The organism is Bradyrhizobium sp. S3.7.6 (assembly GCF_054061875.1).
Genome location: NZ_JBSSEQ010000003.1, coordinates 320,945 through 333,517 on the forward strand (window position 1 = coordinate 320,945; position 12,573 = coordinate 333,517).

Below are 12,573 nucleotides of genomic sequence, written 5' to 3' on the forward strand. Positions count from 1 at the left end.
CGGGCTATCGCCAAAGTGCCGTGTTACCTATGGGCGATCCCCTCCCTCACCCCGTTTCTGTCAGCGCATCGTGCGATCTTCACGGAAACCGGGTCGACCGGCCCGTCCCCGGGTCATCTGCCGCCTGAAGCGCCGCCTAATTAATTCCTTTATAGAGGAATTATGAGTTTCTTGCCATGAAGGAGAGAAGAGTGTCAAGGGCCATACGCCGTGCGCGCCGACGCAATTTGAATGAGTAAGAGGGCGACCAAACAGCCGAAGACGCAGCGCCGGCAGGGGCGCCCGCCCAAGGATGACTCGCAGGCATTGCGGGAGAAGATCATTGCGGCCACGCGAGAACTGCTCCGAACGAGTCCGCCCGACGCGATATCCCGCATCGATATCGCCCGGGCGGCGAAGGTCGATCCCGCGCTGGTCCGGTATTATTTTGGCAGCAAGGACGACGTTCTAAGCACGGTCGCGCTGACATTCATCGACGATTTCAAGAGGAGCCAGTACGAGATTCCTCCTAGCGGGGACATCCAGGATCTCATCGATCAGGTCATGACCGTGATGATGAGGATCATCGAGAGTGTTCCCTACATGCACGATCTCCTGGTGAGGGAAATCAGCCGACTCGGTGCTCCCGGTGGCGCCAAGATCAGAGATGCGTTTATCGACTCCCCGACCGCTCGAATTGAGCAAGCCATCCGCAGTACCGATAGCATTCGAATGACGCTAAGGGAGCTTCAGTTCTTTCGCATGATGGTGATCGCCATCTGCGCTTTCCCGATTCGCGAACGAGGGTTCGTTGAGCAAGTCTTCGGCCGCGAGCGCTTCGATGCTGAATTGACGAAAGAATACGGCAAGTTCGTCGCAAGGATATTCGCACAGGGCATGAAGCCGCGGTCGAAGTAGTGGGATTGACAGCGCTGCGTCGCGCAGCCTCTGCCTTGGCGCCGGCGAACGATTTCGAGCTTCACAACGCCCTCCTGACAAAGCAACCTGGATAACAGGCTACTAGTGCCGCTCTAGACAGAGCCGCGCATCGCTCTACCCCGCGCAGCGAACTCCACAAACCAATTCAGTGAAGCCGGGTCCGCATGGCGTCGGTGCTTGCGGCCCGCTCCAACGGTACACCCATGACCACCTTACGCACGGCACCTCCATCTTCTTGCCCGTCAACGTGTAAGGAATGGCGGGTGCCTGATGATCTCATCCGGGACATGCCGAGGACTGGCATCGGTACGCAGCTTGCCAGCGATTCGATCCTTCAAGCCTCCATCGGGTCTCAGTCCCGCTTTGAGAGCAACGAACGGCGGCATGTAGAATTCGCCGCCGGACATCTCACAACAGATGACCAATGCATCGGCGATTTCCGGGATCTGCTCTAACACGCGGTATATTTCAGCACTGCCGATACGAACGCCGAAACGGTTGAGCGTCGAATCTGACCTTCCGTAAACATACGCGCCTCCGCAAGGTGCATTAGTTGTCAAGAATCTCGGCCGTTTACAGCGAATGCAAAGTACGTTTCGGCAGATGTATTTGTCGAGGCAGTCGGGGCGGCCTGCGATTGGTCTCGAGCGGGTGTGCGGCTCGAGCTGAATACGAGGTCTCCATGAACATGGCCCGGCCACTTGACTTCGCCAGCGTACAGCAAGCCAAGGTGCGATGGGAAGAACGCGGAAAAATGGCCGCCGCACAGGTCAGCGGCGGCCTTGGCCAGTCTATGGAGGAATAGCAGACGTTCCGGCCTGCCAGTCTTGATCTTTGGATCTTCAAGATGCACCGCGGCATCGAGCTTCGTCCGCATGCCCGGCGGGGCATCGCCGGGGACAGTTGGCGACGTTGACCAGGTTCTACTTTACGAAGAAGGGCCGGTTATTCGGCGGAGTCTCCTGATCTGGAGCCCAGATGCGATAACGGAGAGTCGCGGCCAGGCTGAAGCCATTTGGAACGGAGGAGAGATTGACCGGCCCTCTGGAGGTCGCACCGGATGTCGCCGTATAGACTTGCTCCGTGGCCCATACCTGAACTTGCGCAGGGCCAAAATCGTAGCCTATTAGGGCGCCGATCGCGACGCGATCATAGCGGTTCGAGCTCTGGATCCGGTTAGAACGCGCTCGATTTGTCGCCTGTTATCTGCCCGACATAGATCCCACCGGACCGATGGTCCACCGATCGATTTGCTTTGTTGCCGTGATGTCGACGTGGAAGATGTTGCCGGTGGTGCAGTCGGTCACGGAACTTGCCGTATTCATCTCATTGTAGACATTTGCCGTGAAATTCCATCCGTTCTTCAGGTAGGAGAACGACAATTGCGGGATGAACGTCCAGTACGGATCACCGACGTTGCTCAATTTGGCGAGACCTGTTTGAGTGCCGTCCGGCAAATACGTGCCTAAACCAACCTTGGTAAAGAATCCGGTATCTCCCAACTTCCAGCTCAGTTCGATCGGCGCGATATAGGTGTTGTACATGCCGCTTGCCTGGGTGTTGACCGGACTTCCGACACTTTGCGTCTGATTGGCACGGCCAGCGCCGCATCATAGGTACCGCCGAGAAATGTCCAGCCTGGGACAAACAGAAAGCCATGGGTAATGGCGCCGACCTGAAGGCCCGTGTCGTTTCCAATGACCTTGGTCACCGGGCCCGCGATGTTCGATTGGAGCGTACTTACGCGATCGAAGCCGTAGATGCCCGGCGGTGGCGCCGCTGCGGCCGTTCCGATGAACAGCCCGGGCATTGCCACGGCTGAACTTGCCTCGTAAGAATGCGCAGGGGTCGTTGACAGCGCGGCTATTCCTGCAACAGCAACTGCGTAGCTCTGCTTCAGCATTGTATTTCTCCTCCCTAATGTCGCGGCCTTTGCCGCAACGCTCAAAAACCATTCAGAAGGCCGTGCTCGTTCGCCGCGCACGCTGCGCGACCCACAAGTACAACGATGACCTAGAGTGCCTCCGCGCTAGGACGACGTCCCAAAGCCACGGGATCGCTTAGCAGCTCCGATCCAACCGCTCACAGCGCAGGCAAAAGGCGTTGTTGTAGTCGTTGTCTGTCGACATTCCTGACCTTCTGCTGGTGCTCACCGCCGAGTCGCAGTTCGGCGGCTGCAAACAACCGATCGACGATCAAGACGTTGCCGTAGGCGCGGTAATTGACGAGTTCGGTCTTGCCGTCGGGGCCGATTACAAAAAGCGGCGGCATCTCGCCTTGAACGATACCTTTGGGGAATTCGACATAGACCTTGCGGCCATCGTCATATGCGGCGAGCGGACGCCAAGGAGGACTGTCGCCTTCGATGGCATAGCGGGAGATACGCTGCGCCGGATCCGGAAGAACGGGTTTCAGAGCAGCTGATCGCAACCGTTCGCGTACCGTTTCGGGATAGTACCAGGCAACGGATGGCATGTATGGCCGCTTGCGGGAGCGGAGCTCAACCAGGTAGGTGCGCCGGTCAGTATTGACGACAAGATTGGTCTCGATCGATGCGCGGGTTGGCTTGACCAGGATATGGACCCGTCGCGTGTCGCCACTCCCGCTCTCGGTACCGCCCACAACCCAGCGTACGATATCACCGGCCGCAATCGGTCCTGATCCCGTCAACTGCTCTCCGACCTCGAGCGCGATATCCGTGATTTGCCCGGGTGCGGCGTAAATCTGATAGAGAGCCCCAGGACTGTAGGCGTAGATTTGCGCTGCGTTGAAATACCCCCGCTTACGCGGTTCGACCCGGGCCGCGCTGTTTGCCGTCTCAACCCGGTTCACGGGTTCGGCGTCTTCCTTGCCTCCCGACTTGCCGCCGAGAGCCGGCTTCCAGAACGGCGGAACGTGGAGCGGCCGTGATCTGTCGTCCGGAGGCGCTGGAGGCGTCGGCAGCGACGGGACTTCCGTGTCATAGCTGATCTCCGGCGGTATGTAGGTCGCGCATCCACCGAGCGCCGACGAACAAAGTAAGAGCGAAGACAGAAGTGCTCGCCTCAAGGTCACGGATTCGGATCACGGCGAATTGAGCGCGATGTGCAGGATGCGACCCTTCGAACGAACGTCAGACGGCGTCTTGGTCACTGACTCAACTCCTTTGACCAGTTGATGGCGCGGACGTAAACGCCAAGAGGATTCTTGCGCAGGCGTTCGGCATCGCGCGGCGTCTCGATCACGATAGTAAGAATGGCAGTCCAACGCTCGGTCGAACTCAACGAGCCGTTGTCGTAGGTTCGCTCGGTCCACGCGACCCGGAAGCTCTCTGAAGACGCGCGAATGACGCTTGAGACGTCGACGGAGATCTGGAGCTTTCCCAACCTCGCAAAGAGATCGTTGTTGCGCGCATAGTCGTTGAGCGCCGCGGCGCCGCGATCGGTCGTAAAATCATAGGCGCGGAGCCAGTTCTGGCGCAGAACAATGCCGTCCGCGGGTAGGCCTCTGACATCTTCGATAAAGCGCGCTAGATGGTAGACGATCTGAGCGTCTGTTGGCTGATAGTCGATGTTCGCCGGCGCAACCCTTTGGGCCTGGCCGAGATGATCGACTTCGACCACCCAGGGCGTGATCGATCCCTGGGTCGATTGCCAAACAAGCCCACTAGCAAGACCGGCTGACAGCATGAGGCAGCCGAACGCCATCAGCCGCCAGTTCTTGGCCTGCACGCGGGCAGATCCAATGCGTTCGTCCCAAACCTGTGCCGCCTTTTGATAAGGCGTAATCGGCTCGGGCATGCGCCCGTAGTGTACTGATGGTCGTTTGCGCGTCATAGATCCTGATCTGAAGCAGGGGAAAACCCTTCCTTAGTTCTTCGCCAACCGCCCTAGCGCCGTCTCTGGTTGCAAATTCAGCTTTGAGCCGGCCGTCCACTTCAAGCGCGTAACCAGAGGCCGGCAATTCACGGGTGGCAGCAACCATTTCATTCCCATTGTGCAGTGAGGTGATTGGGAATGATGGGTAGCGTGAGTCGCCCAAACCGCGCCAGAGCCACCTGGCCAAGTTCGGTGATTGGCCATGCACCGGGCGAGGCGCTGAAAGTCGTCATGCGCGACGCGGACAAGGAAGACAAGATTGCTGCGTGCCTGGCTTTGCACAGGTCGGCGGAACACGTGGACAAGCACCCGTCCCGACGATTTGGAATCCCTGCTCTGTGTTAGCGGCCGGAACGTATCGAGGGTTGTAAGGATTCGTCCCGCGCGGAGGAGCGATCTTGATGCTGATGACCAAGGAGAGGCGGACGGCGATCCGCACGGTGCGGGGGTGGGCGATAGCCGTGCTGCAGGAGGCAGGCGCGATCCGCGAGTGTGAGTACCACGGCTGGATGCAGGACCGCGCAGATCCGCACGCCCGTGAGCGGGCGTTCGAAATCGCCCGCCAGGATCCGCCACCGGGCGGATCCGCTCAGATCAGCCCAGTTCCCCTCGCCTTCAACGCCCAGCACGATCTGGCCGATCTGCCATCGATAGCCGATCTGGCCACCTACGGTCATGCCGGCAGCATCATGACAGCCCTCAGGCGTGCGGCCTTGAGCAAGCCGCCGTTGATACCTACGTAGAGGCCGCTCCAGTCGTAAATTGCGGCCGCGACGCCGCTGCGGAGCTTCGGTATAGAGAGGTTGCGCACCCAGATCTGCACCAAATGCGGGCGCAACTGCGTTAAGCGCCGCCATGCTCACAGTCGTAAGCAAGAAGTTCTTCATTTCTATTCTCATGTCTTGAGTGTCCTCGAGCCTCGTGGGTCTTAACAACGTCGGCGGGAATTGCTCTAACTGCATCGCGACATTTGCGCCGAAAGAAATGCGTGAACCGAACGCTGCGTCAGGTTGCGGCGTTGAAGATCATCTCGAACAGCGTGGCAATGCTCCTTCGCGTGCGAGCGTGGATTGCGTAAGACTAAGCGAACAGCGGGCCGCTGATTTCCGCGGAGTAAGCGCACGGCAAGTCAGATGGTGACACCGCAAGTGAGAAGAGTGAAGCGGTTTGCAAAACTCTTGCTCTTGTCCCGTGCCGCCACTAAAGACCCCGTTACGACCATGCTCGTGTTGCACCTACTGGCCCGAGAGATCAGATGAAGTCTATTCGATTGAATCAATGTCTTGCAGATGCTGACCCGTTCGTCGCAGATGCCGCTGTGTCCCGCGGTGGACAGAGCACACGAATCACAACCTCCGCCCTCGGCGGATGAAGGATGCGGCCCGAAGGATTTTGCTTATTGGGTCAGCGAGCCGTTCTCCACCAGAGGCTTCCTACCACACTGCCAATGCCCAGACCGCCGATACGCTTGCCGACCGTTCCTGCGTCTGCCGCCAGATATTGGATGCTCCATGACCCTTGCGCGAGCGCTTGGGTGTGCGTGCGAGTAGCCTCTTGTCAGGAATGAGGTGGCCAATGACCGCGGTGAGTTCATCTTCTGCGCAGAAGTTATAAATCGATAAAGGACAGCGAGCATGTTTGTTTCATTCTTCCCTCGACCAAAGTTGTTCTTTGCGTCGTCAACCTTTGGACGGCGTTGGCGATGGCGTTTTGGTATGGATTTGCCAGCAATTTCTTTCAAGCCCCGGACAAGCCGGTCGGGCTTGCGACGTTCTGGTCGGCTCCGGCGCTGTGGTTCGATCTCTATTTTGCGATAGCTGTTGCGGTCTTCGCGGCCGCATGGATGTTGCTTGCCCCGCATCCCTGGGCGACGTGGTCCATTCTTGGTTCGGCGCTGATCTTGTTCACCTCTTACTTCCAGGTCCAGGTCTCAGTCGCGATCAACAGCTGGTATGGACCGTTCTACGACCTGATCCAGGCTGCGCTTTCGAAGTCGGCGCCGGTCACGGTCGAGCAGTTCTACAGCGAATTGTCGACCTTTGCCGGCATCGCGCTCGTGGCTGTGTAGTCGGCGTGATGACGCGATTTTTCGTCAGCCACTACATCTTCCGCTGGCGCACGGCGATGAACGATTTCTATGTCGCCAACTGGCCACGACTGCGCACGATCGAGGGCGCCTCCCAGCGCGTCCAGGAAGACACCATGCGCTTTGCCAGCACCATGGAAGGTCTAGGCGTCAATCTCTTCAGCGCGGTGCTGACGCTCCTGGCCTTCCTGCCGGTTCTGGTGAGGCTGTCCAGTAACGTCACGGCGCTGCCTCTGTTCGGCTCGATTCCCTATCCGCTGGTGTTCGCCGCAGTCATCTGGTCGATCCTGGGCACCGGCGTTCTCGCGCTTATCGGCATCCGCCTGCCCGGAATCGAATTTTTCAACCAGCGGGTCGAAGCGGCCTATCGCAAGGAGCTCGTGCTCGGCGAGGATGATGCGGCGCGCGCCAATGCGCCGAGATTAAGCGTGCTGTTTAGCGACATCCGCAGGAATTACTTCCGGCTCTATCTGAACTTCATGTACTTCAATATCGGCCGGATCGTCTATTTGCAGACTGACGTCATATTTTCCTACCTGCTGCTCGCGCCCACCGTCATCGCGGGCAAGATCACCCTCGGCGCGATGAACCAGATCCTGAACGCGTTCACGCAAGTGCGAACCTCGTTTCAGTATCTCGTCAACTCGTGGAGCGCGATCGTCGAACTGATCTCGATCTATCAGCGGCTGCGGAGCTTTGAGGCAAAGATCCACGGTGGGCCACCGCCGTCGATCGAGACACAAAAGGAGCCAGCCTCATGATTGACGTAGCTGCAGGAGTTGACGAAACTCGGCCTTCCATTGCGCGCCAAACGGTGCTGCGCTTTCGGCACCGCGGATTTCATGTTTAATATTACATACAGTGGCAAGGTCCCAGGAGGCCGTCAGTAATCCAAGGACTCGCCCACGCTGAAGCTGCGACGCAGATTCGCGCCACGGTACTTAACCGGCTATCTCGGCTCGGGTAAAACCAGATGGTTCAACGGCATGCTCACCGGCCAAGCGCTTTCCTGTAATCGTCAAATTCGGCGAGGTCGGTCCTGCCCGTGGGCGACATCGTTCGAGTTGTCCGAAACCTGAGTTTGAGCGCATTCGTTTGGTCGGGAGGCTCGCGCGATATACGGCCAGTATGTTCCATGTTGTTGGCGAGCGGCCGGATGGTCAAGCTACCCAACTAATACAGCCGGACAAAGAAGGGACCCCTTCAGAGGAAGCGGACGGATCATAAACGACCTCGTTCGGAATTCGTCATGAAGGGACAGTTCTCCCTTGCGCAACCGCTTGACTTCTTGGAGCCTCTCGCGATCTTCGCTCGCCGTGGCCTTTTCGCGAAGCAAGGCTTTGAAAAAGTGCCTCTTTTGTGGTGCTTGCTGTTGACGCCGGCGCAAAGGGTCCGAACGCGAGTGCAGATCAGGCCAGCGACGACTATGGCACTTGTGCTGACCACGATCACCTTCAGCTCCGCGGCCGGAACCGCTAGCTCAGCATCGTAGATCCACAACATCGGCCCTGCCACGCATCGCCGCGCAAAGCACAACAAGTGCGGCCGGCGCGTACCGCATCCGGTGCAGCCGCAGCGTAGAGCATAGAAAGCCAGATCACTATGCCAGGGGAAGACCTTAGAGGACGTTCCGTGGCACGCACAGGCGAGCTACTGGAAGCAGACCGCGGACTGCCGCACGGCCACACTCGCGGCTCGGATGGAAGACGCCCTCGGAGTTCGCCTTCACCTGCCATCGGCGCCAGGATCTGGCGCTGCGCTCTGGAGGGCTCCGCGCCAGCTCCCGTCGGTACTACCGCCCAAGCGCGCAAGTCCCAACAGCCGGGACGAACTCAGGCAAAGCAATCGCCGTCAATGACAATCCGCTCCTACTCACGTCAGCGCGGTATCGGCCGATGCTTGGCTGCAATTGCCTCAGCAAGATCTCCGCGAACGGATTGCTCTGCTGAAGAGTCCGACCGGATACGGAGGCCATCTGTCCTCGGACCGGTACCAAGTGCCAAATAAGAGCGTATAAGCTATGGCAGGTGGCGAACTCAATCATTCTGACTAGCATAAGACGCTCCTCGGTCGCGCATCCCCGAGCAACGTGGTCGGTGCGGAGACGAGGCGAAGGACATCAAGCATGTCCTCAGCCTTATAGGCCGCAGCCGTGTGGAGCGGCTCGTCTTTGGGAAGTGCCTCAAAGCTGGCACCTTTATCGGCGGCGAAATCTGGCCTCACGCTCGGCGTCCGGGAGCCGCAGCAAGCGAAGCGTCTCCGAATTCCGCTCAATACGCCTTTCGCAACTTCGGCGTGAGTGGCGGCGAGCAACCGTGCTGTATCTCTCAAATAATCTTGAACCCGTGGCGTTGGTAAAAGGGAATGTTTTCAGGATTCGAACTTTCGAGGTAGGCAGCGATGCCCTGCTCATCACATCGTTGAAGAGCGTACTTCATCAGCAATGTGCCAAGCCCTTGTCCGACCCAGTTCGGATCGACAGCGATGAGGGGCAAATACCAATGTGGCTCGGAGGGATGATGTTCGGCCATTCCCTGGCGTAGGTGTGCCATATGTTCGCTGATTTCCGGGCGCAGGGACAGCGCCATGATGGCGTCCAGCGCATCCTCATCCTGCTGCACTCCGGGAGGCAGCCACAGGGCCGCGGCGCGACTCTCTCCCGTGACGTATGCCGTGCCATGCTCGAATGCTCGTCCGCCACAGGCCTTGATGAACTGAGTCATGCTGCCAAGATATTGCCCCGGGGTCCGGCCAACTCCAACGCATCAAAGGATCGGCGGCAAAGCCGAGGACAATTGTCCAGACGGTTCTTGCCCGAATGCTTGCGTTCGCCGAGATGACGCCCGGCTCCGTTGTCATGATGCCGCTTTTCGAACGCGGAGTTGCAGGTTGGGTACCTTTGGACGTGAGCGGAATGGATGTACCCCCGAACATTCATCTGGCCTTTAGTGTCGTTCTCCGGCTCTCATCCCGCCTCGGAAGGCCGCCTTCGACGGCCGCTTCGCACGAAGGTTCCTCGCTGGGAGGCCCCTGACCCTTGGAGCTGGATCTGGCTAGTACTTGTGCTTTCGGCATGAGAGCGTCATCTGGATCCCGCCCTTTCCGAAGGAAGGGTTCGTTTTATTGGCGTCGATTGTTTCGCCAAATTTGCGAGTTGCATTCGCTCGGCCAGTCTAAGCGCCGCAGGACAATTTGGAACCTGCCAACCCAGGTAGGTGCTTGGCATTCCTTCTAAACAATGTCTCTGCCCTAAGGATTACCCGCACTCCAGCATCAATATTGACGCTAACCGACCTCGCGTTGCGGCTGCTCGGCAGCAATGACACGCGGCGCCGCCGCGTCCACTGCGTCGCGTTACGCGCCGTCTCGGGCACGCACGAAGAGCAAGACGGAGAATGGCGTCGACTACGTCAATAAGAACGCGATCGCGGGGCATTCCTTCGCGAATTGGGTGGCATTCGAGGCGCATCGCGCCGAGTGGGAGCGAGAGGTGGCGAACTTGCGTATCCACGGCACGACCGGCGAGACGCCGATCGGTCGCTTTGCACGTGACGAGGCACACCGGTTGAAGCCGCTTGGCGGGCAACGGCAGCGCGGGCACGCGGCCGCGTCCCGCGCGTTCAGGTGGGCGCACGCTGGCCTTCCCCCGGCGCGCGCCCAGTGCAGCATTGCCGCGCGTCGCCGGCGCCGCTGCCTCGCCACACGGGGCATGCGATGCAAGCTCATGAGAATCCGATGCGGATTGTCATTACGACACAAGGGACCGCCTGCGTCTTCGCCATGCGCTTCTGCTTTACGAGAAGCTCCAGCGCGCGATAGCGCCGGCCGCCGGCCGGCACCTCGAAGATGCCGGTCTCATTGCCTTCGGCGTCCACAACCGCCCGCACGTTGAGGCTTTGCAGGAGCGTACGCTGGGCGATGCTTTCGGCGAGCTGCTCGATGGAAATGCCCGCCTTCACACGCCGGACGTTGGACTGGCTGAGGGCCAGCTTGTTGAACGGAATATCACGCGAGGGCGACAACGTGATCGTTTGGACAGCCTTCGTCATATCGATTCTCCACGACGGGCAGCCGAGAGTCTCTCTCTCGGCCTCCAACCCGTCGCGAAAACCGCCGCTCACCTCTCACTCTCTTATTCGTGGCAACGGGGAGAAACTCACGCCGCCTCCTGCTCCACTCTCTCGGTCGTCATGTCGAAGGTTACTTCCGGCAGGAAGCCAAGGAGATAATCCGCGACCTTGCTGGCCTGCGAAGCAGCTCGCACGATCGCGCGATTATCCTCTCGCAGCACCACCAGCCAGGAGACGATATAGTCGGCGTGCCGCACTGTCGGCACGATACCGAGCGAGGCGCAACTGAACGCAGACGATATCTCCGCGATGAGCTCCTCGAAGGCATACTTCTTGGTCCCGTAGCCGCCTGAAAGGTCACGGTTGAGACGCGCCAGATGGCCGCTGGCATGTGCTAGCTCGTGGAGGGCCGTACGATGCCAGTTGATCGGTTCAAAATAGGCTTGCGGTGGCGGCACCTGCACATAATCTTCCGTCGGCAGGTAGAAGGCGCGGTTGCCGCCGATGCGGAAGTCGATGCCGGTCGCCTTGATCAGATATTCGACCTGCGGCTCGATCAGGCCTGGCGGCGGAGGCGGCGCCGTTGTTGCGATCTCTGGAGGCAAGTCGTCGCATTGATCGCTGTTGAAGACCGTGAAGCGCTTGAGGAACGGAATGGCCTGCGCTTCCTCACCGTTCTCGCTCGCGCGGCCGTAGCGGCTGGCGCAGCGCGGCTCACGGATGCGTCATTCGCATGACGATCTTCTGGCGGCACGAAGGGCGCGATGCGTGTCCAAAATCCGACGCCGACGCAAAGCATGTCAGGTTACATACAGGGGACCCTACTGGGCGTGTGGATGTTTTTCAAAGCTTTGTCATGTGCTTAGTGCGCGCGGACAGCCTGGCACGGTGATTGCTAACTAAGGTGAACCGACAAGGTCGCGCAACAAGTAACTTTGGAGAGAATAACACATGATGCTAGGCACGGCGTCCCTGGCTCCTTCGCTCAAAGTCGAGAACTGGCTGCGTGGCAAGCTAAGGAAATTGTACATCGTCGAATTTCGGGCAAGTTGGTGCGACCCATGTGAGGAGGCGATGCCCCATCTGATAGAGCTGCAAGCAAAATACAAAGACGAAGGGCTTGAGATCGTCGGAGTCGCAGCTAATGAAAAAGCACCAACGGCGGATGAGGCTCGCGCCAAGTTGGACGCATGGTTGACTGAAAAGTTCTCAAATCTGAACTATCGAATCGGGTTCGACAGTACCGGCGCAATGGACAAGCTTTGGATGAATGCCAGCTCTTCTCTTGGGATTCCGAGATCGTTCGTCGTCGACCGCGACGGCCACATTGCCTTTATCGGTGATCCGATGGACATTGACGACGTCTTGCCGAAAATTTGTTCGGGCCAATCCGCCATTGGCAGCCCAAGCCCGCATCGGGGATTTTCGAGGAGGACGATGATGAGACGGCTGGTCAACGCCGCACTCGGCTGCGGCTTGTGTCTGCTTCCTGTTGTTCCGGCAACGGCCCAATCGACGCCCAACCCGGCGATGAATTCTCCGGATCAGCTTGCCTGGCAATTCTTCATTCAGGTGAACACCCTCGCCGGCGGCAACAATGCCCTGTTCGAGACCTGGGCCAGCGACACCGACACTTTCAATC

General features: G+C 59.0%; 10 protein-coding genes and 4 pseudogenes. 7 read left to right on the forward strand and 7 right to left on the reverse strand.

Annotated elements, in window-relative coordinates; all coding sequences use genetic code 11:
- The first annotated feature begins 231 nt into the window (after positions 1 to 231).
- The 3 genes from ACVJ5M_RS45075 to ACVJ5M_RS45085 all read left to right on the forward strand — a co-directional run bounded on the left by ACVJ5M_RS45075 (position 232) and on the right by ACVJ5M_RS45085 (position 1,723).
- Positions 232 to 897: a TetR/AcrR family transcriptional regulator gene (locus ACVJ5M_RS45075; protein WP_354081178.1), complete on the forward strand. Its 666-nt coding sequence runs from the start codon at positions 232 to 234 to the stop codon at positions 895 to 897.
- A gap of 284 nt (positions 898 to 1,181) precedes the next feature.
- A complete protein-coding gene (locus ACVJ5M_RS45080) occupies positions 1,182 to 1,373 on the forward strand; it encodes a hypothetical protein (RefSeq protein WP_354081180.1) in 192 nt (63 codons plus the stop codon).
- Positions 1,374 to 1,600: 227 nt separating this feature from the next.
- A complete protein-coding gene (locus tag ACVJ5M_RS45085) occupies positions 1,601 to 1,723 on the forward strand; it encodes a hypothetical protein (RefSeq protein WP_354081182.1) in 123 nt (40 codons plus the stop codon).
- 397 nt (positions 1,724 to 2,120) lie between these two features.
- Here the strand turns inward: ACVJ5M_RS45085 and ACVJ5M_RS45090 are convergent, their stop codons facing one another.
- The 4 genes from ACVJ5M_RS45090 to trbF all read right to left on the reverse strand — a co-directional run bounded on the left by ACVJ5M_RS45090 (position 2,121) and on the right by trbF (position 4,733).
- Positions 2,121 to 2,462 (reverse strand): transporter, encoded by a 342-nt coding sequence (locus ACVJ5M_RS45090; RefSeq protein WP_354081184.1) that lies wholly within the window; start codon positions 2,460 to 2,462, stop codon positions 2,121 to 2,123.
- On the reverse strand, positions 2,429 to 2,821 hold the full coding sequence (locus tag ACVJ5M_RS45095; RefSeq protein ID WP_354081186.1) for a transporter family protein: 393 nt from the start codon (positions 2,819 to 2,821) through the stop codon (positions 2,429 to 2,431). Before ACVJ5M_RS45095 ends, ACVJ5M_RS45090 begins: the two co-directional genes overlap by 34 nt.
- A 179-nt stretch (positions 2,822 to 3,000) precedes the next feature.
- Entirely contained in the window at positions 3,001 to 3,972 is a 972-nt protein-coding gene (gene trbG, locus ACVJ5M_RS45100; RefSeq protein ID WP_354081188.1) for a P-type conjugative transfer protein TrbG, read from the reverse strand.
- A gap of 74 nt (positions 3,973 to 4,046) precedes the next feature.
- Positions 4,047 to 4,733, reverse strand: coding sequence for a conjugal transfer protein TrbF (gene trbF / locus ACVJ5M_RS45105; RefSeq protein ID WP_354081190.1), 687 nt, complete (start codon positions 4,731 to 4,733; stop codon positions 4,047 to 4,049).
- 443 nt (positions 4,734 to 5,176) lie between these two features.
- Between trbF and ACVJ5M_RS45110 the strand changes: the two genes are divergently transcribed.
- From ACVJ5M_RS45110 to ACVJ5M_RS45120, 3 genes and pseudogenes are all read left to right on the forward strand, one after another.
- The gene (locus tag ACVJ5M_RS45110) at positions 5,177 to 5,518 is read left to right on the forward strand and encodes a hypothetical protein (RefSeq protein ID WP_456679758.1); all 342 of its coding nucleotides are present in this window, start codon (positions 5,177 to 5,179) and stop codon (positions 5,516 to 5,518) included.
- Between the two features lie 891 nt (positions 5,519 to 6,409).
- A pseudogene (gene sbmA, locus ACVJ5M_RS45115) lies at positions 6,410 to 7,622 on the forward strand (peptide antibiotic transporter SbmA).
- A 915-nt stretch (positions 7,623 to 8,537) separates the two neighbouring features.
- A pseudogene (locus ACVJ5M_RS45120) lies at positions 8,538 to 8,685 on the forward strand (IS3 family transposase); the annotation flags it as partial.
- Positions 8,686 to 9,188: 503 nt separating this feature from the next.
- Here the strand turns inward: ACVJ5M_RS45120 and ACVJ5M_RS45125 are convergent.
- The 3 genes and pseudogenes from ACVJ5M_RS45125 to ACVJ5M_RS45135 all read right to left on the reverse strand — a co-directional run.
- A complete protein-coding gene (locus ACVJ5M_RS45125; RefSeq protein ID WP_354081192.1) occupies positions 9,189 to 9,584 on the reverse strand; it encodes a GNAT family N-acetyltransferase in 396 nt (131 codons plus the stop codon).
- A gap of 1,026 nt (positions 9,585 to 10,610) precedes the next feature.
- Positions 10,611 to 10,910 (reverse strand): annotated as a pseudogene (locus ACVJ5M_RS45130) (ParB/Srx family N-terminal domain-containing protein); the annotation flags it as partial.
- 107 nt (positions 10,911 to 11,017) lie between these two features.
- Positions 11,018 to 11,620, reverse strand: a pseudogene (locus tag ACVJ5M_RS45135) (ArdC family protein); the annotation flags it as partial.
- Between the two features lie 262 nt (positions 11,621 to 11,882).
- Here ACVJ5M_RS45135 and ACVJ5M_RS45140 point away from each other — a divergent pair.
- Positions 11,883 to 12,573 (forward strand): TlpA disulfide reductase family protein (locus tag ACVJ5M_RS45140; protein WP_456679759.1); only part of this gene is annotated, 691 nt, incomplete at its 3' end.

Excerpts from the sequence above, each read along its gene's own strand:
- ACVJ5M_RS45075 (WP_354081178.1), top strand. The coding sequence starts at position 232 with ATGAGTAAGAGGGCGACCAAACAGCCGAAGACGCAGCGCCGGCAGGGG.
- ACVJ5M_RS45085 (WP_354081182.1), top strand. The coding sequence starts at position 1,601 with ATGAACATGGCCCGGCCACTTGACTTCGCCAGCGTACAGCAAGCCAAG.
- ACVJ5M_RS45090 (WP_354081184.1), bottom strand. The coding sequence starts at position 2,462 with ATGTACAACACCTATATCGCGCCGATCGAACTGAGCTGGAAGTTGGGA.
- ACVJ5M_RS45095 (WP_354081186.1), bottom strand. The coding sequence starts at position 2,821 with ATGCTGAAGCAGAGCTACGCAGTTGCTGTTGCAGGAATAGCCGCGCTG.
- trbF (WP_354081190.1), bottom strand. The coding sequence starts at position 4,733 with ATGACGCGCAAACGACCATCAGTACACTACGGGCGCATGCCCGAGCCG.
- ACVJ5M_RS45110 (WP_456679758.1), top strand. The coding sequence starts at position 5,177 with ATGCTGATGACCAAGGAGAGGCGGACGGCGATCCGCACGGTGCGGGGG.
- ACVJ5M_RS45125 (WP_354081192.1), bottom strand. The coding sequence starts at position 9,584 with ATGACTCAGTTCATCAAGGCCTGTGGCGGACGAGCATTCGAGCATGGC.